The organism is Microbacterium sp. NPDC055683 (assembly GCF_053617895.1).
Window position 1 is genome coordinate 39,590 of sequence record NZ_JBSHGQ010000016.1, and the last position, 21,193, is coordinate 60,782.

16 protein-coding genes and 2 tRNA genes are annotated in these 21,193 nt (G+C 71.5%); 6 read left to right on the plus strand and 12 right to left on the minus strand.

Annotation, left to right across the window (positions count from 1 at the left end):
* Window positions 1–12: 12 nt before the first annotated feature.
* Window positions 13–2,061, plus strand: coding sequence for a M3 family metallopeptidase (locus tag ACWGPF_RS08275; protein WP_452332370.1), 2,049 nt, complete (start codon window positions 13–15; stop codon window positions 2,059–2,061).
* 42 nt (window positions 2,062–2,103) lie between these two features.
* Here ACWGPF_RS08275 and clpX read toward each other — a convergent pair whose 3' ends face one another.
* The 3 genes from clpX to ACWGPF_RS08290 all read right to left on the minus strand — a co-directional run bounded on the left by clpX (window position 2,104) and on the right by ACWGPF_RS08290 (window position 4,796).
* Window positions 2,104–3,375 (minus strand): ATP-dependent Clp protease ATP-binding subunit ClpX, encoded by a 1,272-nt coding sequence (clpX, locus tag ACWGPF_RS08280; protein ID WP_452332371.1) that lies wholly within the window; start codon window positions 3,373–3,375, stop codon window positions 2,104–2,106.
* A gap of 138 nt (window positions 3,376–3,513) precedes the next feature.
* Complete coding sequence (locus tag ACWGPF_RS08285) at window positions 3,514–4,176, minus strand: ATP-dependent Clp protease proteolytic subunit (protein WP_345435846.1); 663 nt, start codon at window positions 4,174–4,176, stop codon at window positions 3,514–3,516.
* Window positions 4,177–4,202: 26 nt separating this feature from the next.
* Complete coding sequence (locus ACWGPF_RS08290) at window positions 4,203–4,796, minus strand: ATP-dependent Clp protease proteolytic subunit (protein ID WP_345435848.1); 594 nt, start codon at window positions 4,794–4,796, stop codon at window positions 4,203–4,205.
* 200 nt (window positions 4,797–4,996) lie between these two features.
* Here ACWGPF_RS08290 and glgX point away from each other — a divergent pair, with 200 nt between their 5' ends.
* Entirely contained in the window at window positions 4,997–7,267 is a 2,271-nt protein-coding gene (gene glgX, locus ACWGPF_RS08295; protein ID WP_452332372.1) for a glycogen debranching protein GlgX, read from the plus strand.
* Between the two features lie 4 nt (window positions 7,268–7,271).
* Here the strand turns inward: glgX and tig are convergent, their stop codons facing one another.
* From tig to ACWGPF_RS08310, 3 genes are all read right to left on the minus strand, one after another.
* Window positions 7,272–8,696 (minus strand): trigger factor, encoded by a 1,425-nt coding sequence (tig, locus tag ACWGPF_RS08300; RefSeq protein ID WP_452332373.1) that lies wholly within the window; start codon window positions 8,694–8,696, stop codon window positions 7,272–7,274.
* 67 nt (window positions 8,697–8,763) lie between these two features.
* Window positions 8,764–8,840 (minus strand) — tRNA-Pro (locus ACWGPF_RS08305).
* Window positions 8,841–8,923: 83 nt separating this feature from the next.
* A tRNA-Gly gene (locus ACWGPF_RS08310) sits at window positions 8,924–8,997 on the minus strand.
* Between the two features lie 175 nt (window positions 8,998–9,172).
* Between ACWGPF_RS08310 and ACWGPF_RS08315 the strand changes: the two genes are divergently transcribed.
* Window positions 9,173–9,367: a hypothetical protein gene (locus ACWGPF_RS08315; RefSeq protein WP_452332374.1), complete on the plus strand. Its 195-nt coding sequence runs from the start codon at window positions 9,173–9,175 to the stop codon at window positions 9,365–9,367.
* 41 nt (window positions 9,368–9,408) lie between these two features.
* Complete coding sequence (locus ACWGPF_RS08320; RefSeq protein ID WP_452332375.1) at window positions 9,409–12,255, plus strand: helix-turn-helix transcriptional regulator; 2,847 nt, start codon at window positions 9,409–9,411, stop codon at window positions 12,253–12,255.
* Here ACWGPF_RS08320 and ACWGPF_RS08325 read toward each other — a convergent pair.
* Window positions 12,248–12,781, minus strand: a complete 534-nt coding sequence (locus ACWGPF_RS08325) for a gamma carbonic anhydrase family protein (RefSeq protein ID WP_452332376.1) — start codon at window positions 12,779–12,781, stop codon at window positions 12,248–12,250. The two genes, ACWGPF_RS08320 and ACWGPF_RS08325, sit on opposite strands and share 8 nt — an antisense overlap.
* Before the next feature lie 153 nt (window positions 12,782–12,934).
* Here ACWGPF_RS08325 and ACWGPF_RS08330 point away from each other — a divergent pair, with 153 nt between their 5' ends.
* Complete coding sequence (locus ACWGPF_RS08330; protein WP_345435860.1) at window positions 12,935–13,420, plus strand: Dps family protein; 486 nt, start codon at window positions 12,935–12,937, stop codon at window positions 13,418–13,420.
* Window positions 13,421–13,492: 72 nt separating this feature from the next.
* On the opposite strand, the gene ACWGPF_RS08335 is transcribed toward ACWGPF_RS08330, so the two are convergent.
* The 5 genes from ACWGPF_RS08335 to ACWGPF_RS08355 are packed head-to-tail and all read right to left on the minus strand — an operon-like array spanning window position 13,493 to window position 18,443.
* On the minus strand, window positions 13,493–14,995 hold the full coding sequence (locus ACWGPF_RS08335; protein ID WP_452332377.1) for an amidohydrolase: 1,503 nt from the start codon (window positions 14,993–14,995) through the stop codon (window positions 13,493–13,495).
* Window positions 14,992–15,645: an FMN-binding negative transcriptional regulator gene (locus ACWGPF_RS08340; RefSeq protein WP_452332378.1), complete on the minus strand. Its 654-nt coding sequence runs from the start codon at window positions 15,643–15,645 to the stop codon at window positions 14,992–14,994. The genes ACWGPF_RS08335 and ACWGPF_RS08340 overlap by 4 nt, the downstream gene beginning before the upstream one ends.
* Window positions 15,646–15,683: 38 nt before the next feature.
* On the minus strand, window positions 15,684–16,703 hold the full coding sequence (locus ACWGPF_RS08345) for an Fpg/Nei family DNA glycosylase (protein WP_452332379.1): 1,020 nt from the start codon (window positions 16,701–16,703) through the stop codon (window positions 15,684–15,686).
* A 4-nt stretch (window positions 16,704–16,707) separates the two neighbouring features.
* The gene (locus ACWGPF_RS08350) at window positions 16,708–17,205 is read right to left on the minus strand and encodes a ribose-5-phosphate isomerase (protein ID WP_452332380.1); all 498 of its coding nucleotides are present in this window, start codon (window positions 17,203–17,205) and stop codon (window positions 16,708–16,710) included.
* 35 nt (window positions 17,206–17,240) lie between these two features.
* Entirely contained in the window at window positions 17,241–18,443 is a 1,203-nt protein-coding gene (locus ACWGPF_RS08355) for a ferrochelatase (protein ID WP_452332381.1), read from the minus strand.
* Window positions 18,444–18,624: 181 nt separating this feature from the next.
* Between ACWGPF_RS08355 and pepN the strand changes: the two genes are divergently transcribed.
* Window positions 18,625–21,168: an aminopeptidase N gene (gene pepN / locus ACWGPF_RS08360; RefSeq protein ID WP_452332382.1), complete on the plus strand. Its 2,544-nt coding sequence runs from the start codon at window positions 18,625–18,627 to the stop codon at window positions 21,166–21,168.
* Window positions 21,169–21,193 lie beyond the last annotated feature (25 nt).

The window sequence follows — 21,193 nt, forward strand, 5'->3', positions numbered from 1 at the left end:
TAGGCTGACGGGATGACCGATGCGACCGCGTTCAACCCCCTGCTCGCTCCGTCCCCGCTCCCGTACGGCATCCCCGACTACGCGGCCATCGAGCCGGGCCACTACCTTCCGGCGTTCACGCAGGCGTTCGCGGAGCATCGTGCCGAGATCGAGGAGATCGCCTCGTCGCCGGACGAGCCGACGTTCGCCAACACCGTCGAGGCCCTCGAACGCGCCGGCGATCTGCTCGACCGCGTCTCCCGCGCCTTCTACACCGTGAACTCCGCCGACGCGACGTCGGCCATCCAGGAGATCGAGGAGACGCTCGCGCCCCTCATGTCCGCGCACGCCGACGCGATCGCACTCGACGGACGGCTGTTCGCTCGCATCACGGCCATCCGCGACCGTCTCGACGAGCTCGACCTGACGCCTGAGCAGCGTCGGCTCGTCGAGCGGCTCCACATCGAGGCCGCGCACGCGGGAGCGGCGCTCGACGACGCCGCGAAGGAGCGCCTCACGGCGCTCAACGCGCGCCTGTCCGTGCTCACGAGCCGCTTCGAGAAGAACCTCCTCGCCGACACCAACGACCTCGCGGTCGTGGTCGACGACGTCGCCGAGCTCGACGGCCTCGGCGCGGGCGAGCTCTCCGCCGCGGCGGACGCCGCCCGCGAGCGCGGACTCGACGGGACGCACGTCGTCACCCTCACCCTGTTCACGGGGCACCCCTACCTCGCGTCGCTCACATCGCGGGATGCCCGTCGCCGGCTGCTCGAGGCATCCCGCAGCCGCGCGCATCGCGGCAACGCGAACGACAACTCCGAGACCGTGCGCGAGATCGTCCGGCTGCGCGCCGAGCGCGCCGAGCTGCTCGGATACGCGTCGCACGCCGCCTATGTGACGAGCGACGAGACGGCGGGAACACCCGAGGCCGTGCAGACGCTCCTGCGCGAGCTGGCCGCCCCCGCCGCGCGCAACGCCCAACGGGAGAAGGCGGCGCTCCAGCGGATCGCCGGCGACGCGTCCGTCGAGGCCCACGACTGGGCGTTCCTCACGGAGAAGGTCCGGCAGGCGGAGTACGACATCGACACGGCGGCGCTGCGCCCGTGGTTCGAAGCGGAGCGGGTGCTGCAGGACGGCGTCTTCCGCGCCGCGCAGGAGCTGTACGGGCTCACCTTCCGCGAGCGGGCGGATCTCCCCGGCTATCACCCCGACGTCCGCACCTTCGAGGTGATCGACGCCGACGACGCACCGCTGGGTCTGTACCTGCTCGATCTGTACACGCGGGACACGAAGCGCGGCGGCGCGTGGATGAACTCCCTCGTCGCGCAGTCCGAGCTGCGCGGCACGCGTCCCGTCGTCGTGAACAACCTCAACGTCGTCAAGCCCGGTGCCGGGCAGCCCACGCTCCTCACGCTCGACAACGTCACGACGCTGTTCCACGAGTTCGGCCACGCCCTGCACGGGCTGTTCGCGCACGTGACCTACCCTCACTTCGCCGGAACCGCGGTCCACCGGGACTTCGTCGAGTTCCCCAGCCAGGTGAACGAGATGTGGATCCTCTGGCCGGAGATCCTCGCCGCCTACGCCGTCCATCACGAGACAGGAGAGCCGCTGCCCGCCGACGTCGTCGAGCGTCTGCGCGCGAGCGAGGCGTTCAACCAGGGGTTCGAGACGAGCGAGTACCTCGCCGCCGCGTGGCTCGACCAGGCCTGGCACTCGCTGTCGTCCGCCGAGGCGGCCGCCGTCACCGACGTCGCGGCGTTCGAGGCCGCCGCCCTCGCCGAGATCGGCCTCGACGAGCCGGCGGTGCCGACGCGCTACTCGTCGACGTACTTCCAGCACGTGTTCGCCGGCGGCTACAGCGCCGGGTACTACTCGTACATCTGGGCCGAGGTGCTCGACGCGGACACCGTCGAGTGGTTCCGCGAGAACGGCGGGCTCATGCGCGCCAACGGCGATCGCTTCCGAAGCCGCCTGCTCGGGGTCGGCGGCGCGAAGGACCCCCTCGAGGCCTACCGCGACTTCCGGGGCCGCGATGCCGACATCGCCCCGCTGCTGGCTCGGCGCGGCCTCGTCGGCTGACCTGAGACGAGAGGCCGGGGCGAGCCCCGGCCTCTCCTCGACTCAGGCGCTCTTCTTGCGCTGGCGCAGGACGACCGTCGGCGCCGCGCCGTCCTCCACGGCGGCCCGCGTGACGACGACCTTCGCGACATCGTCCGTGGAGGGGATCTCGAACATGATCGGCCCGAGCACCTCCTCGAGGATGGCCCTGAGCCCTCGTGCGCCCGTCTTGCGGCCGACGGCGAGGTCGGCGATGGCGCGGAGCGCATCCTCCTCGAAATCGAGGTCGACTCCGTCGAGCTCGAACATCCGCTGGTACTGCTTCACGAGCGCGTTCCGCGGGACGGTGAGGATCTCCATGAGCGCGTCCTGATCGAGCGCGCCGACGGACGCGATGACGGGGAGGCGGCCGATGAACTCGGGGATGAGCCCGAACTTGTGGAGGTCCTCCGGGAGGACCTCCGAGAACAGCCCGCCCTCGTCGCGCTTGTCCTGCAGCGGAGCGCCGAATCCGACCCCGTGACGGCCGACACGCCCGGAGATGATGTCCTCGAGGCCGGCGAACGCGCCCGCGACGATGAACAGCACGTTCGTCGTGTCGATCTGGATGAACTCCTGATGGGGGTGCTTGCGTCCGCCCTGCGGCGGCACGGAGGCGACCGTGCCCTCCAGGATCTTCAGGAGCGCCTGCTGCACTCCCTCGCCCGAGACGTCGCGCGTGATCGAGGGGTTCTCCGCCTTCCGGGCGATCTTGTCGATCTCGTCGATGTAGATGATGCCGGACTCCGCGCGCTTGACGTCGAAGTCGGCGGCCTGGAGGAGCTTGAGGAGGATGTTCTCGACGTCCTCGCCGACGTAGCCCGCCTCCGTCAGCGCCGTCGCGTCGGCGACCGCGAACGGCACGTTGAGGCGCTTCGCGAGCGTCTGCGCCAGGTAGGTCTTTCCGGAGCCGGTCGGTCCGAGCATGAGGATGTTGCTCTTGGCGATCTCGACGTCCTCGGCCTTCTGATCGGCCGGCTTGATCTCGCCGCGGGCGCGCACGCGCTTGTAGTGGTTGTAGACGGCGACGGCGAGGGCGCGCTTGGCGGGCTCCTGCCCGATGACGTACTCCTCGAGGAATCCGAAGATCTCGCGGGGCTTGGGCAGATCGAACTCCGCGACATCGCCGTCCGCGCTCGACTCGGCCATCCGCTCTTCGATGATCTCGTTGCAGAGCTCGACGCACTCGTCGCAGATGTACACGCCGGGACCGGCGATCAGCTGCTGCACCTGCTTCTGGCTCTTGCCGCAGAAGGAGCACTTGAACAGGTCGGCGCTCTCACCGATGCGTGCCATGGGTCGTCTCCTCCTGGATGGAATACCGGGCGGGTCGTGTCCGAGCCTAGTCGAGCCCGCGGACACCGGCCGCGACCGACGCGGCCGGAAAGCGGACGCCCCGGTGCACGCTGTGCATCGGGGCGTCCGCGGGGCGGGTCACTTCGCGAGCGGCGTGCGCTTGCGCGTCGTGAGCACCTGGTCGACGAGGCCGTACGCGACGGCCTCCGATCCGCTGAGGATCTTGTCTCGGTCGATGTCCTTGTGGACCTCCTCGACCGTCTTGTTGGAGTGCTTCGCGAGGGTCTCCTCGAGCCACGTGCGCATGCGGAGGATCTCCGCGGCCTGGATCTCGATGTCCGAGGCCTGGCCGTGCCCCGACTCGCCCACGGCGGGCTGGTGGATGAGCACGCGCGCGTTGGGCAGCGCGAGGCGCTTCCCCGGCGCGCCTGCCGCGAGCAGGACGGCCGCGGCCGACGCCGCCTGACCCAGCACGACGGTCTGGATCTGGGGCGAGATGTACTGCATCGTGTCGTAGATCGCCGTCATGGCGGTGAAGGAGCCGCCGGGCGAGTTGATGTACATGATGATGTCGCGATCGGGGTCCTGGCTCTCGAGCACGAGGAGCTGCGCCATGACGTCGTCGGCCGAGGCGTCGTCCACCTGCACGCCGAGGAAGATCACTCGATCCTCGAACAGCTTGTTGTACGGGTCCTGGCGCTTGTAGCCGTAGGCCGTGCGCTCCTCGAACTGCGGGAGGATGTAGCGGCTCGACGGGACCTGGAAGCCCTGCGGCGTGCCGGCGATGTACGGGGTGTTCATCTGCTCTGTCGTCCTTGTCTCTCGCCTCAGTTCGCGTCGCGGTCGGTGCCGCCCGCGCCCGCCACGTCGGCCGCGTGCTCGCGGATGAAGTCGACGAAGCCGTACTCGAGGGCCTCCTCGGCCGTGAACCAGCGGTCCCGGTCGCCGTCCTCGTTGATCTGCTCCACGCTCTTGCCCGTCTGCGCAGCCGTGATCTCGGCGAGGCGGTTCTTCATCGACACGATGAGCTCGGCCTGCGTCTGGATGTCGCTCGCGGTTCCTCCGAAGCCTCCGTGCGGCTGGTGGAGGAGGACGCGCGCGTTGGGCGTGATGTAGCGCTTGCCCTTGGTGCCGCTCGTGAGCAGAAGCTGGCCCATCGAGGCCGCCATGCCGATGCCGACCGTCACGATGTCGTTCGGGACGAACTGCATGGTGTCGTAGATCGCCATGCCGGCCGTGATCGAGCCGCCGGGCGAGTTGATGTAGAGGTAGATGTCCTTCTCGGAGTCCTCCGCGGCGAGAAGGAGGATCTTGGCGCAGATCTCGTTCGCGTTCTCGTCGCGCACCTCCGAGCCCAGCCAGATGATGCGGTCCTTGAGAAGCCTGTCGAAGGCACTCTGTGCCAGCAGCGGTTCGGCCATGAAATCACTCCGTTTCGGTGATGCGTCGAGATCGACCCTACCGGCGCGATTTCGGCGTCCCGGCCGTGTTCGCCCTGGGCATAGCACCCGTCTCCTCCCCCTTCCGCCGGGCGGTCGCGGGGCGTTAGCGTGGGGCCATCAGAGCGGATCCCGCAGGCGGCTCCGCCCGAGCGCCGTCCGGGAGCGCGGACGGAGGCGGCATGCTCACCTGGCCCGGACGGCCGTATCCGCTCGGCGCGTCGTTCGACGGCGACGGCACGAACTTCGCGCTGTTCAGCGAGGTCGCCGAGCGCGTCGAGTTGTGCCTCGTCGACGACCGGGGCGGCGAGACCCGCGTCGAGCTGCGCGAGGTCGACGCCTACGTCTGGCACGCCTACCTTCCCGGGGTCGTGCCGGGTCAGCGATACGGGTACCGCGTGCACGGCCCTCACGATCCGTCGCGAGGGCTCCGGTGCAATCCGGCGAAGCTCCTCGTGGATCCCTACGCGAAGGCGCTCTCGGGCGCCATGGACGGGCATCCTTCGCTGTACGACTACGAGTTCGACCGCCCGGATCGCCGCAACCTCGACGACTCGGCCGGGCACACGCTCCTCTCGGTCGTCGTGAACCCCTACTTCGACTGGCGCGACGACAGGCCGCCGGCCGTCCCGTACGAGCGCACCTTCATCTACGAAGCGCATGTGAAGGGCCTCACCCGGCTCCACCCCGAGGTGCCCGACGAGCAGCGCGGCACCTACGCCGCCCTCGCGCACCCGGCGATCGTCGCGCACCTGCTGCGGCTCGGGGTGACGGCCGTCGAGCTCATGCCCGTGCACCAGTTCGTCCACGACGACCTCCTGCTCCAGCGGGGGCTCCGCAACTACTGGGGGTACAACACGATCGGGTTCTTCGCGCCGCACGCGGAGTACTCGTCATCGGGCGACCGCGGCGGGCAGGTGCAGGAGTTCAAGGGGATGGTCCGCGCGCTGCACGCGGCCGGCATCGAGGTCATCCTCGACGTCGTCTACAACCACACCGCCGAGGGCAACCACCTCGGGCCCACGATCTCGTTCAAGGGCATCGACAACGCCGCGTACTACCGCCTCGTCGACGGGACGCCGCAGTACTACATGGACTACACCGGGACGGGGAACAGCCTCAACGTGCGCAACCCGCATGCGCTCCAGCTGCTCATGGACTCGCTGCGCTACTGGGTGACCGAGATGCACGTGGACGGCTTCCGCTTCGACCTCGCCTCGACGCTCGCGCGCGAGTTCTACGACGTCGACCGGCTGTCGAGCTTCTTCGAGCTCGTCCAGCAGGACCCCGTGGTCTCGCAGGTGAAGCTCATCGCCGAGCCGTGGGATGTCGGGCCGGGCGGCTACCAGGTCGGGAACTTCCCGCCGCAGTGGACGGAGTGGAACGGCACGTACCGCGACACCGTGCGCGACTTCTGGCGCGGCGAACCCGCGACGCTCGGCGAGTTCGCCTCGCGGATCACGGGCTCCGCAGACCTGTACGAGACGTCGGCGCGGCGCCCCGTCGCCTCCATCAACTTCGTCACGGCGCACGACGGCTTCACGCTCTCCGACCTCGTCTCCTACGACGCGAAGCACAACGACGCCAACGGCGAGGGCGGCCGCGACGGCGAGTCTCACAACCGCTCGTCCAACCACGGCGCGGAGGGGCCGACCGCCGACCCTCGCGTGCTCGAGGTGCGGGCTCGCCAGCAGCGCAACCTGCTCGCGACGCTCCTCCTCTCCCAGGGGGTGCCCATGCTCCTGCACGGCGACGAGCTCGGCCGCACGCAGGAGGGCAACAACAACGCCTACGCGCACGACTCCCCGCTCACCTGGGTGCACTGGGAAGCCGCCGACGAGCCGCTCATCGCCTTCACCGCCGCGGTCTCGGAGCTACGTCGACGCCATCCGGTCTTCCGTCGCGTGCAGTTCTTCGACGGACGCCCCGTCCCCCGCGCGAAGGGCGACCCGCTCCCCGACGTCGCATGGCTCACACCGGACGGCGCGCCGATGTCGGCGGACGACTGGGAGACGGCCTACGCCCGCTCCATCGGCATGTTCCTGAACGGACAGGGCATCGCCGGCCGCGACGCCCGCGGTGGCCGCATCGTCGACGCGCACTTCCTCATCTGCTTCAACGCCGACGCAGAGCCGGTCGCGTTCACGCTCCCACCGGACGAGTACGCGGCACGGTGGGAGATCGTGCTCGACACGGCGGCACTGCCCGCGACCGTGCCGCTCGCGGCCGGTGCGCGCATGGATGTGCCCGGTCGCTCGATGCGCGTGCTGCGGGAGGTCGGCCCGCCCGACGTCGCCGTCGATCCGTCGCCCGCGGCCTCGGTCCGTCACCAGCTCGCGCGGATGGCCGCCCCCGGAGCCCGCGCATCGAACGCTCCCCGAACGCGGAGGTCTCCGGAGACGCCGGAGGGGGCGGGTGCCACGACGGCACCCGCCCCCTCCGGGACGCTCTAGCTGATCACTCCGCGTCGGCGGCGGGCTCCGCCTTCTTGCGCGACGCGCGCTTCTTCGGCTTCTCCTCGACGGGAGCCTCCTCGACGGGAGCCTCCTCGACGGGAGCCTCCTCAGCGGCGACCTCGTCGACCTCGTCCGCCTCGGGCTCGTCGTCGACGGCGGCGAAGTCGCTCACGTCGACCGGGTTGCCGGCGGTGTCGACGACCGTCGCCTTGCCCAGGACGATCGCGATCGCCTTGTTGCGTGCGACGTCTCCCATGAGCGAGGGCAGCTGGTTGCCCTGCTGCAGCGCCTGGATGAAGTCCTGCGGGGACATGCCGTACTGGCCGGACGCCTGGATGAGGTACTGCGTGAACTCGTCCTGCGAGACCTGGACCTCGAGCTGCTCGGCGATCGCGTCGAAGAGGATCTGCGTGCGGAACTGCTTCTCGCTCGCCTCGGTCACCTCGGCGCGGTGCTCGTCGTCCTCGAGCCGGTTCTCCTGCTCGAGGTGGCGGTGCACCTCGTCCTCGATGAGGCTCGCGGGCACGGGGATCTCCACGGCCTCGATGAGCTGCTCGACGAGCTTGTCGCGCGCCGCGGAGCCCTGCGAGAACGCGCCGCGCGTGGCCGCCGTCTCCTTGAGCGAGTCGCGCAGCTCGGCGATCGTGTCGAACTCGCTCGCCATCTGCGCGAAGTCGTCGTCGGCCTCCGGCAGCTCGCGCTCCTTGACGGCCTTCACGACGACCGAGACCTCGGCCTCCTCGCCGGCGTGCTCGCCGCCGACGAGCGTGGAGCGGAACGTCGTGTCCTCGCCCGCCGTGAGCGACTCGACGGCCTCGTCGATGCCCTCGAGCAGCTCGCCGGAGCCGACCTCGTACGACACGCCCTCTGCGCGGTCGATCTCGGCGTCGTCGATCTTCGCCACCAGATCCAGCTCGACGAAGTCGCCCTTCGCAGCGGGGCGCTCGACGGGCACGAGGGTGCCGAAGCGGGCGCGCAGCGTGTCGAGCTCCTCGTCGATCTTCGCGTCGTCGATCTCGACGGCGTCGACCGTGACGGTCAGGCCATCGAACGACGGGATCTCGAACTCGGGGCGCACGTCGACCTCGACGTCGACCACGAGGTCGCCGGAGAAGTCCTTGTCGCTGGGCCACTCCACGATGTCCGCCTGCGGGCGGCCGAGGATCTTCACGTCGTTCTCGGCGACGGCGGCGCGGAAGAAGGTGTCGAGGCCCTCGTTGACGGCGTGCTCGATGACGGCGCCGCGGCCGACGCGCTGGTCGATGATCGGAGCGGGAACCTTGCCCTTGCGGAAGCCCGGCACCTGGACGTCGCGGGCGATGTGCTCGTACGCGTGCTCGATGCTCGGCTTGAGGTCCTCGGGGCTGACCGTGATGTGCAGCTTGACCCGCGTCGGGCTCAGCTTCTCGACGGTGCTGTTCACCATGCTGGTTCGTTTCTCCTTGTGACGGCCCCGCGCCGATGACCGGCGCGGGCTGAGGTCGATGGGCCGTTGGTCGGGGCGACAGGATTTGAACCTGCGGCCTCCCGCTCCCAAAGCGGGCGCTCTACCAAGCTGAGCTACGCCCCGCGGACATCCCCGTCGTGGGGACGCGAAACGGCCTCGGAAAGTCTAGCCGACGATGACCGGCCCGCTCACCAGGAGGGAGGACGTGGAGGGGATGACGAGAATCGAACTCGCGTGACCAGTTTGGAAGACTGGGGCTCTACCATTGAGCTACATCCCCGCTGCTGCGCGCGGCAGCGAAGAACACTCTATCCCACCTGCGGGCATGGTCTTCGCACCGCGCGGGGGCACATCGCCTCCTGAGGTACCTCAGATCCGCGCCGGCCCGCGGATCGACGCGGGAATACGGCGTCCTCCCGATGTGCCGCGACCACCGCGCGGAGGAACGTGGAAGCATGTTCGCCGATCCGCTCGCCGCCCTCACCGTCCACCGCTCCGACGTCGCAGAAGCCGAGCGCCGCGCCGCCCTGCTGCGCGCGGCGGCCGAGCGCACCCCGGGCGCGTCGCCCCCTCGCGAGCGCACGGCGCGCCGCAGCGAGCGCCGCACAGCGCGCCGGGTCGCGCCGCCCACGGCCGCCGGCGCCGCGTGAGGGGGCGGACGACTGTCGGCGCGGCGTGTGATGATGACGCGGTGACGATCACGACGAGCCGCCGGACGGTCGGACGCGAGGCCGAACGCGCCCAGCTCGATGTGCTCTTCCGCGAGGTCGCAGCGGGAGGCACCCGCGTCGTGCTGCTCTCCGGCGAGGCCGGCATCGGCAAGTCCCGCCTCGTCGCCGACCTCGTCGACGACGTCGGCGACGAGGCGTTCACCGCCGTCGGCAACTGCATCGCGCTGGGTTCGTCGGGAGAGGCGTTCACGCCGTTCGCCGGTGCCCTGCGCGCACTCGTGTCGGCACTCGGCGTCGACCGTGCACGGGAGCTCGCCGGCCCGGCGGCGCCGGCCCTCGCACGCCTGGCGCCGGCTCTCGCTGACGGCACCGCGCCATCCGGTCAGCAGCCGCACGAGGCCCTCGCCCAGTTCCTGGAGGCCGCGAGCGCCGATCGGCCCGTCGTGCTCGTGCTCGAGGACGTGCACTGGATCGACACGGCGAGCCTCGGCATCCTCGCCTACCTGTCCCGCGTCGCTCTCGACGCGCGCCTGCTGCTCGTCGCGACCTACCGCCCGGAGGACGTCGGCCGGCTCCATCCCGCCCGCGAGGTGCTCGGGGAGCTCGCGCGCGACCGGTCGACGACGCGCATCGAACCGTCCAGACTCGACCGCGACGGCGTCCGCGCCCTCGTGGGAGAGCTGACGGGCGAGCTCCGCGCGGGCCCTGCGCTCGACCTCCTCGACGAGCGGAGCGACGGCGTTCCCTTCTATCTCGAGGAGCTCGTCGCCGTCGACGGGTGCGCGACCGAGCCCGTGCTGCCCGGGGGTCTGCGCAGCGTGCTCCTCGCGCGCTACGAGCGTCTGTCGGATGGCGCACGTGCGCTCGCGCGCGCCCTCTCCGTCGGCGGGATCTGCGTCGCGCACGACCTCCTCGAGCGGGTCGACGGGCTCGACGCCGGAACGCGCGACGCCGCGATCCGGGAGGCGCTCGACGTCGGACTGCTCGAGCTCTTCGACGGGGGCTACGCGTTCCGGCACGCCCTCGTGCAGGAGGCCGTGCTCGACGACGCCCTTCCCGGCGAGCGGGAGCGCCTCCACGAGCGCTACGCCGACGCACTCGAGGAGGACGCCTCACGCGGCGCGGCGGTCGCCGCGGCGATCGCCCACCACCGCACGTCGGCCCGCGACACCCCGCGCGCGTTCCCCGCCGCCATCCGCGCCATGCGGGAGGCGAGGGCCGGCGTGGCGTACGCGGCCGCGGCGCGCCACGCCGAGAACGCGCTGACGATGTGGGATCTCGTCGCCGACCCCGAATCGGTGGCGGGCATGACACGACCCCAGCTCATGGGCCGCGCGGCGACCTACCTCCGCAACGCCGGGGAGACCGAGCGCTCTCTCGCGCTGCTGCGCGCGGCCATCGCCCTCGCACCCGACGTCGGCATCGACCGCGTCCTGCTCACGCAGAACGTGGCGAAGGCGCTGGCGAACCTCGCGCGGCCCGGCTCCATCGAGGCGTACCGCGAGGCGCTCGAGGTCCTCGACCGGGTCGAGGGCGATCACGACGCGCTGCGCGCCGATCTGCTCATCTCTCTCGCCGGGAGGCTCATGCTCGTCGGGAGCCGTGAGGACTCCCTGCGCCTGGCCTCGGAGGGAGCGGCCATCGCGGAGCGCATCGGATCCGACCGGCTGCAGTCGAACGGCGTCAACATCGCCGGTGTCTGCCTCGCCCACGGCGGCGATCTCGCCGCGGGGCGTGCGCAGCTCGCGAGGGCCAGGGCCCTCGCCGGAGACGACCCCTCGGCGCGTCTGCGGTACTGGGTGAACGCCTCCGACCTCGCACAGCGGGCGGGCGAGCCCGAGGAGGCGATCGAGCTCGCCCGCGAGGGGATGGAGGAGGCGAGACGCCACGGACTCGCACGCACCTCCGGGACCATCCTCGCCTCGAACCTCGCGGACCCGCTCGCCTCGCTCGGACGATGGAGCGAGGTGGACACGGTCGTCGAGCGTGCCCTCGCCGCCGCACCGCCATCCGTCAACGTGACGTACCTCGTGGTGGTGCGCGCGTGGTCGCTGCTGTGGCGTGACGATGCCGAGGGCGCGGCGGCCCTCCTCGACGCGCACCGCGCCGTGCTGCGGTCGACATCGGACAACGAGGTGCAGGCGCGGCTCACGGTGGCGCGCGTCGACATGGAGGTCGCGCTCTCGACGAGCGACGCCGACGGCGCGTGGCGGGCGACAGGGCCCGTGCGCGACATCCCCGAGGAGAGGCTGGCGCTGAGCCCGGCCTACGCGCTGCCGGTGGCGTGGTCGCTCGCCCGCGCGGCGCGGCTCCGTCCCGACGCCGACTGGGCCGCCGATGCGACGCAGCGCGCGCGGGCGATCGTCGCGCGGTTCCCGGAGTGGCCGACGAAGGCAGAGTGGGCCGCGCTCGTGGATGCCGAGCTCGACGGCGGCGTCGCGGCGTGGGAGACCGCCGTCGCCTGCGTGCGCTCGCCGCGCACCCCCGTCGTCCTCCTCCCCTACGCGCTCGTCGCCCTGGCGGATGCGCGGATCGCGACCGGCGACAGGGCGGGTGCGCGCACGGCGGCCGAGGAGGCGACGGCGGTGGCGGGCGAGCGGGGTGTGGCGCTCGTCGAGCGCGCCGCGCGCGAGCTGCTCGCTCAGGCGGGGCTCACGGGCGCACGCCGTCGCCGCACGGCCATCCTCACAGAGCGCGAGCGGCAGGTGCTGGAGCTCGTCGCGGAGGGGCTGAGCAACGGCCAGATCGCGGAGCGGCTGTTCATCAGCACGAAGACGGCCTCCGTGCACGTGTCGGCCATCCTGCGCAAGCTCGGTGCCGCCACGCGCACGGAGGCGGCACGTCACGCCGCGCACCTGCTCAGCTGAGCGACGCCTCGTGCCGCGCGGCGTACGCGAGGTAGTTCGCGGCGTTCCGGCGGAGACCGGCCGCCTCCTCGGCCGTGAGCGGGCGCCGGACGGCGGCCGGCACTCCGGCGACGAGGCTTCGCGGGGGCACGACCGTCCCCTCGAGCACCACCGCACCGCCGGCGATGAGCGACTCCTCGCCGATGACCGCTCCCTGCAGGACGACGGCGCCCATTCCGACGAGGGTGCCGTCGCCGATGCGGCAGCCGTGCACGACGGCGTTGTGGCCGACGGAGACGTCCTCCCCGAGGACGGTGTCGTGTCCGCCGCCGACGTGCACGGACACGTTGTCCTGCAGGTTGCTGCGCGCGCCGATCCGGATGGCGCCCGTGTCGCCGCGCAGCACGGCGTTGTACCAGACGCTCGCGCCCTCTTCGAGGACGACGTCCCCGATCACGCGGGCCCCGTCGGCGACGAGCACGTCGGGGGCGAGACGCGGGGCGTCGGCGCCGAGGGCTCGCACGGTGGCATGGGGGGAGACGCTCATGGGATCGACTGTATCCGAGTTCGGCAAGCCTTACTTTCCCCAGTTCACCGGCGATTTAGCCTTGCCTCGGCTTGCTTGCGGAATACCGTGACGCGAGTACCGTTGAGGTCGTAGGGAGCGCGGGATGCGCTCCCCGAGACGAAGGAGAACCCCATGAGCGACGCACAGACCATCGCAGCCACCGCCTCCGACCCGACGGTCGCCGCCGGCACCTCCCAGTTCCTCTCCCCCGTCGTGCTGGGCCTGCAGGCCCTCGGCGTCAACGGCAAGCAGGCGCACTGGCACGTGCGCGGCGCCAACTTCATCGGCGTGCACGAGTTCCTCGACACGCTGGTCGACCACGCACAGGAGTGGGCCGACCTCGCCGCGGAGCGCATCGTCGCCCTCGGGCTCCCCATCGATGCGCGTCTGTCCGCCGTCGCGACGAAGGTCGCATCGACCGGCGCACCGGCAGGCTTCGCGCAGTCGGATGCCGTCATCCGCGGCATCGTGTCGGACATCGACGTGGTGCTCGCCGATCTGCAGGCCGCCATCGACGGTCTCGACGAGGTCGACCTGACGAGCCAGGACGTCGCCATCGAGATCAAGGCCGGCCTCGAGAAGGACCGCTGGTTCCTCGTCGCGCACATCGCGGCGTAATCCCCCGTCTCCTCGTCAGAAGGCCCCGGTTCCGACCGGGGCCTTCGGCGTGTGCGGGGTTGATGCACGCGGTCAGTCCAGGTGCGTGAGCTCTCCGCCGAGCAGGGTCGCGTGGACGGGCATCCCCCTCAGCTGCTCACGGGTCGCGCTGAGCGGATCGTGCGCGACGAGCACGAGATCGGCGGGCTCGCCGGGGAGCACCCGCGCGCCGTCGAGCGATCCGCCGTCGGTCGACGCCGCGAGCGCGGTCCGCGCGGCGATCGCCTGCTCCGGGCGCCACGCGCCCTCCTCGTCCCGCGCGCGGAACACGGCGGCGGCCATCTGCACCCACGGGTCGAGCGGCGACACGGGCGCGTCGGAGCCGAGGAGGATGGCGGCTCCCGCCTCCTCGAGCTCGCGCAGCGGATACGCGACGGCGGTCTGCGCGTCCCACTCCGTCGCCACGAGGTCGCGGTCGTCGAGCGCGTGCTCGGGCTGCACGCTCGCGGTCACGTCCAGCCGGGCGAACCGGGGCAGGTCGGTGCGCGCGACGAGCTGCGCGTGCTCGATGCGGCCGGGCACGTCGGCCGCGGCGAACGCGTCGAGCGCCATCCGGTTCGCGACGTCGCCGATGGCGTGGATGGTCGTGGCGATGCCCGCGCCCGCCGCACGGACGACGAGGTCGACGAGGTCGGCCACGGAGAACCCCGCCTCCCCCGTCCCTCCCGAGCGGTACGGCGCGCTCGTCGCCGCCGTGCGCGTGCCGAGCGATCCGTCGCCGACGATCTTCAGCATCCCGAACGCGATGCGTTCGCTGCCGTCCAGTGCGTCGCCCGTCGCGAGCTCCTCCGCGATGACGCGGTGGAGGTCGGCGGGACGGGCGTCGAACCTCACCCGCACGGGATCAACGCCGCGCGCCAGCCGATGGCGCCAGCGATCGGCGTTCCACGCGAACTCCAGGTCCTGCACCCCGACGATCCCGCGCGCCGCGGCGTCCGCGAGCGCGCGGTCCATGGCGGCGTCCTCGTCATCGGCCGGCACAGCGTTCAGGACGCCCGAGATCGCGAACGCGGCGCCCTCGCGCACGAGACCGGATGGCACGGGTGCGACGCCCTCGCGGGCGAACGCCGCCGAGTTCATCCAGATGCTGTGCAGGTCGGCGTTGACGACGTAGGTCGGCACGGATCCCGCGACCTCGTCGAGAAGCGCGAGCGACGTGCCGTCCGGCCACAGGCCGTCGCGCATGTCGACCGCGATCCGTCGGCCGTCGGAGCGCGGGGGCGCGTCGAGCGCGCGCTTCGCCGCGTCGCGCGCGTCCCGCGCGGCGCCGACCGAGTGCCGCGTGCGCGAAAGCGCCCACTGCAGCGTGTGGACGTGATGGTCCCAGAGCCCCGGCACGAGCCATCCGCCCGCGCCGTCGAGCACGACCCCCCGGTGGCGCAGCGCGCCGGCGGGCGCGATGTCGGCGATGCGCCCGCCCTCGAGCCACACGTCGTACACGCCGTCGTGGTCGACATCGGGATGGGCGAGGAGCTCGCGCCCCTCTCCCCCGATCCGCACGCCCGCGACGACGTCGACGCGGTCTCCGCGCCTCACCGGGCGGACTCCGCACGCGCGGCGGCACGCGCGGCGCGCTCGCGACGCATCTCGGCCGCCAGCTCGGCGTTCGCATACGGTCCGTCGCCGTCGAGCTCCGCGATGATCGTCTCCACGACGTCGTCGCCGCGGTTCTGGCTGAGCTTGCGCTTCGCCACGACGCGCGTGGGGGTGAGGCGGAAGCCCGTCGTGCCGCGTTCGAGCCGTTCCACGAATGCCGCGTCGTTCGGCCGCTCCCACATGAGACGCGGGTCGGGCGCCGCCGATTCGAAGCGCGCCACGAGCCGGTCGAGAACGGCGAGGTTCTCCTCCTGCGTGAGGATCTCCGGCACCCCGGACAGGTGCACCGAGACGTAGTTCCACGTGGGGACGGCGGGGGCGTCGCCGTACCAGCGAGGCGTGATGTAGCCGTGGGGTCCCTGCAGCACGACGAGCAGCTCCCTCCCGCCGAGGTCGTGCACGAGGTCGTCCGGGCGGCCGACGTGGCCCACGACCGTGAGGTCGTCACGGCCCTCGTCGAGGAGGACGACGTAGTGCGAGGCGACGAGCCCGTCGTCGGCCGCGCTCACGATCGTCGCCCACGGATGGCGGTCGACCACGCGTCGCAGCTCGGACAGGTCGGTCATCGCGAAGCTCGGGTTCTGCCGCATCCTCCGATGCTACGCGCGCCGGTCGCCGGGCCCCCTCGTCAGCGCTGGCAGACGGGGCACCAGTAGAGCTTCCGCGCCTGCATCTCCTCGAGCAGGATCTCCGTGCCGCAGACGCGGCAGGGGAGCCCCGCCCGGTGGTAGACCCAGTGCCGGTCGTCGCGGCTCGCCATCGCGCGACGCCACGCGTCGCCGTCGAGCCCGTCCATCGTCATCATCTGACCGGTCTCGACGCCGATGCGGAGGAGCCCGACCCAGTCGCGCCACAGGCCGCGCACGATCTCCTCGGGGATGTCCCGCCCCGGTGTGTGCGGGTCGAGGTTCGCGCGGAACAGCATCTCGGCGCGGTAGACGTTGCCGATCCCGCTCACGACGGCCTGGTCCATGAGCAGCTGCCCGATCGCGACGTTCCGTCGGCGCACGGCGCGGGTGAACCGCTCCTCACCCTCGTCGACGTCGCCGACGAGCGGATCGGGGCCCAGCTTCGCGATCACCCGCGCGACCTCGTCCGGCGTCTGCACGACGCATGCGGTCGGACCACGCAGGTCCGCACAGGTGGACTCCGTCAGCAGCCGCACGCGAACCTGGCCGACGACGGGCGGCGGCCACTCGGCATCCTCCGCCTCGAGGCCGTCCGCCTCGTCGAGTCCCTTCGTCTGCTCCGACATGCGCACGTGCACACGCGCCCGACGGGGCGCGCCGATCGACGCGAGCGAGTTCTCGCCCGCCTCGTCGAACACCGCCTCGCCCTGCAGGTCGGTGCCCCGCTTGTTCGTCTGGCCCATCCGACCGTTCGCCGACGCGATCGTGGGGTCGACGAGGATCTCGCCCGCGAAGTCCCATGCGCCGTACAGGCCGAGGTGCACCCTGAGCCAGAGATCGCCGTCGAACTCGAGGAACATCTGCTTGCCGACCGCCTGCGCGGCCGTGGCGGTGCGTCCGTCGAGCACGGCCGCCCCGTCGGCGAACCGCCCCTGCGGGCTCGATGCGCTCACCGCGCGGCCGACGAAGTTGCGGTCGAACTGCCGCGCGATGCGATGGACGGAATGACCCTCGGGCATCCGGTCAGGACACCGTGCGCGGGCCCGGGCCGTCGACGAGCTCGCCCGTCCGCTCGTACGCGCCCACCTGGGCGATGCGCCGGACGTGGCGCTCGTCGTGCGAGAACGGCGTGGCGATGAAGCGGTCGATGAGGGCCGTCACCTCGTCGAAGGCGTGCTGTCGGGCGCCGATGGCGATGACGTTGGCGTCGTTGTGCTCGCGCGCGAGCTCCGCCGTCGACAGGTTCCAGACGAGGGCGGCACGGATGCCCTCGACCTTGTTCGCGGCGATCTGCTCGCCGTTGCCCGACCCGCCGAACACGATGCCGAGCGCCTCCACGCCCGCGCGCTGGTCGACGACGACCGCCTGCGCGGCGCGGATGCAGAACGCCGGGTAGTCGTCGACGGGGTCGTACGACTCGGGGCCGTGGTCGACGACCTCGTGCCCCTGGGCGACGAGGTGCTGCTGGAGCTGGGTGGAGAACTCGAGACCCGCGTGATCGGTCGCGATGTGGATGCGCATGACGACGATTCTCCCCTATCGACGCGGGCGCGCCGTCACGGCGCGACGCCCGCGGCCGCAGGCAGGAAGCCGAGCCGCGCGTTCTCGCAGTCACCCGGCCGCGCGATGTCGTACCACGGCCCGAGGTCGGTGACGTGCGGGCGGCGGGCTGCCGGGGTGCCCTCCAGCCGTTCCACCACGAGGTCGACGAGCCCTGCGACGAACGCGGGGTGCACACCGGGCGTCTGCGTGCGGACGGACCGGATGCCCGCGGCGGCTGCGCTCTCGGTCGCCTCGTTGTCGAGGTCCCAGAGAACCTCCATGTGGTCGCTCACGAAGCCCAGCGGCACGATCGCGATCGCCTCGACGCCGCGCTCGGGCAGCTCCGCGATGACGTCGTTGACGTCGGGCTCGAGCCACGGCTGCGAAGCGGGGCCCGACCGAGACTGGAAGACGAGTTCCCACGCGACCCCGGCCGCCTCCGGCACCTCCTGGGAGAGACGCGCCATGATGTGGGCCGCCACGGCACGGTGCTGCGCGGCGTAGGCGCCGCCCTCCGGCCAGTCGATGTCGCGCGGCCCGGAGCGGTCGGCGTCCGCCGTCGGGATCGAGTGCGTCGAGAACAGCACCGTCACCGCCGTCGGGGCGACGCCGTCCGCCAGGTACCCGACGACGGCGTCGCGGACGCCCTCGTAGAACGGCTCGACGAAGCCCGGATGATCGAAGAACAGCCGGACCTTGTCGATCGTGACGGGAGCGTCGCCCTCTCCGAGTCCCGTCTCCGTCAGCACGCGCGCGTAGTCCTCGCGGTACTGGCGGTCGCTCGAGTAGGAGCTGTACGCGCTCGTCGCGAGAGCGAGGAGCGTGCGGTGGCCGTCGGCGTGCGCCTGCCGCACGGCGTCGTCGAGCATCGGGGTCCAGTTGCGGTTGCCCCAGTACACCGGCAGGTCGATGCCGCGGCGGTCGAGCTCGGCGCGGAGGGCGGCGAGGAGTGCGCGGTTCTGCGCGTTGATGGGACTCACCCCGTCGAAGTGGCGGTAGTGGACGGCCACCTCCTCGAGACGCTCGTCGGGGATGCCGCGGCCGTGCACGACGTTGCGCAGGAACGGGATGACGTCGTCCTGCCCCTCGGGACCGCCGAAGCTCGACAGGATGAGCGCGTCGTAGGAGACGGGCGTCTCGACGAACGGGCCTCCCGACGCCGCCGCCTCCGACGCGAAGGGGACCCTGATCTGCGTGGAGGCGTCGTTCGTGCTCACCGGTCCATCTTCGCACCCGTGTAGAAATGGCGGCGTTCAGGCGGCGTTCAGGCGCACGTCGCCGCGCCGATGTGCGCGATTCCCGGGAGGGCGCCGACGCGAGCACGTAGGCTGTTCGGGTTGCCGCAGGCGTCACCGCGCCCGGAGATCTCGGTCCCCTACCCCATGGGAGTGAAACCACGTGCCTGGAGAGAACCTCACCCGCGTCGAGGCGCAGGAGCGTCGCGCGATCGTCGACACGCGAAGCTACGACGTCGCGCTCGACCTCACGAAGGGCCCGGAGGTGTTCGGATCGCGCAGCGTGGTGCGGTTCGCCGCCACTGCGGGCGCCTCGACGTTCATCGACCTCATCGCGCGCGACGTGCGCGAGATCACGCTCAACGGACGCGAGATCGACCCTGCGGCCGCCTTCGGCGACGCCCGCATCCTCCTCGACGGACTCGAGGCGGAGAACGAGCTGGTCGTGGACGCCGACTGCCTCTACACGAACACGGGCGAGGGCCTCCACCGGTTCGTCGACCCCGTCGACGGCGAGGTCTACCTCTACACGCAGTTCGAGGTCCCCGACTCGCGCCGCGTGTTCGCGGTCTTCGAGCAGCCCGACCTCAAGGCGACGTTCCAGTTCACCGTGACCGCGCCCGCCGCGTGGAAGGTCGTCTCGAACCAGCCCACGCCGGAGCCCATCGCCCACGACGACGGCGCCACGGCGACGTGGGGCTTCGAGCCGACGCCTCGCATCTCCTCCTACATCACGGCACTCGTCGCGGGTCCGTACGAGGAGGTCCGCTCCGAGCTCACCTCGGCGTCGGGCCGTGTCATCCCCCTCGGCGTCTTCGCCCGCCGGAGCCTGTGGGAGCACATGGACGCGGACTACGTCTTCGAGAAGACGCGGCAGGGCTTCGCGTACTACGAGGAGAAGTTCGGCTACCCGTACCCGTTCGCGAAGTACGACCAGCTCTTCGTCCCGGAGTTCAACGCCGGCGCGATGGAGAACGCGGGCGCCGTGACCTTCACGGAGACGTACGTCTTCCGCAGCAAGGTGACCGACGCCGTCAAGGAGCGCCGCGTCGTCACGATCCTGCACGAGCTCGCGCACATGTGGTTCGGCGACCTCGTCACGATGACGTGGTGGAACGACCTCTGGCTCAACGAGTCGTTCGCGGAGTGGGCGTCGACGATCGCGACGGCCGAGGCCACGGAGTGGACCGAGGCGTGGACGACGTTCAACGCCATGGAGAAGACCTGGGCGTACCGCCAGGACCAGCTCCCCTCGACGCACCCGATCGTCGCGGAGATCAACGACCTCGAGGACGTCCAGGTCAACTTCGACGGCATCACGTACGCCAAGGGCGGCTCGGTGCTCAAGCAGCTCGCCGCCTGGGTCGGCATCGACGCCTTCTTCCAGGGCGTCGGAGCGTACTTCCAGAAGCACGCCTTCTCGAACACGACGCTCGCCGACCTCCTCGTCGAGCTCGAGAAGACGAGCGGCCGCGACCTGTCGGGCTGGTCGCGCAAGTGGCTCGAGACCGCGGGGGTGAACACGCTCTCCCCCGTCGTCGACGACGACCACGACGGCCGCATCACGCGATTCGCCATCACGCAGACGGCGCCCGCGGACTACCCGACCATCCGCCCGCACCGCCTCGGCATCGGCTTCTACGACCTGCAGGGCGGATCGCTCACGCGCACGCACGCGATCGAGATCGACGTCGACGGCGACCTCACCGAGGTGCCGCAGCTCAAGGGCCTGCGCCGGCCGGCGCTCGTGCTCCTGAACGACGGCGACCTCGCGTACGCGAAGATCCGCCTCGACGACCGCAGCCTCGCGACGGCGATCGACCACCTCGCCGACATCGCCGACCCGCTCGCGCGCTCGCTCGTGTGGGGCGCCGCGTGGGACCAGACGCGCGACGCCGAGACCGCGGCCGGCGACTACGTCGACCTCGTGCTGCGCAACATCGGCCGGGAGACCGAGTCGACGACCGTGCGCACGACGCTCGCGCAGCTGCAGCTCGCAGCGAACAGCTATGTCGCGCCGGATGCGCGCGACGCGACGCGCGCGAAGGTCGCCGACGGGCTGTGGCAGCTGCTGCACGACGCCGCCCCGGGGAGCGACATCCAGCTCCAGCTCACGACGGCCTTCGCCTCCGCCGCATCGCGGCCCGAGCACTGGGAGCGCGTCCGCGCGCTGCGCGCGGGCGAGCTCTCGCTCGACGGCCTCGTCGTCGACACCGACCTGTCCTGGCAGCTGCTCGTCTCCCTCGCCGCCGGCGGGGTCGTCGACGCCGCGGCGATCGACGAGGCCCTCGCGGCCGACAACACCGCCAAGGGCGCCGACTTCGCGGCGCAGGCGCGTGCGGCGCTGCCGTCGGGCAAGGCGGCCGCGTGGGAGTCGCTCGTCGAGCGCGACGACCTCCCCAACACCGTCGTCCGCTCCGCGGCACTCGGCTTCACGCACCCGGCGACGCGCGACGCGCTCGAGCCGTTCGCGGAGAAGTACTTCGCGGTGGCACGCGACATCTGGGAGTCGCGCACCTTCCAGATCGCGTCGTACCTCCTCGAGGGCCTCTACCCCGCGCCCCTCGCGAACGCGCGGCTGCGCGCCGCGACGAAGGCGTGGCTGGCGGCGAACGGCGACGCCCCCGCCGCCCTCCGCCGCATCGTGGCGGAGAACCTCGCGGGCGTCGAGCGCGCCCTCGGCGCGCAGGAGCGCGACGCCGAGTAAGAGGCGACGCCCACCGACACGCGAC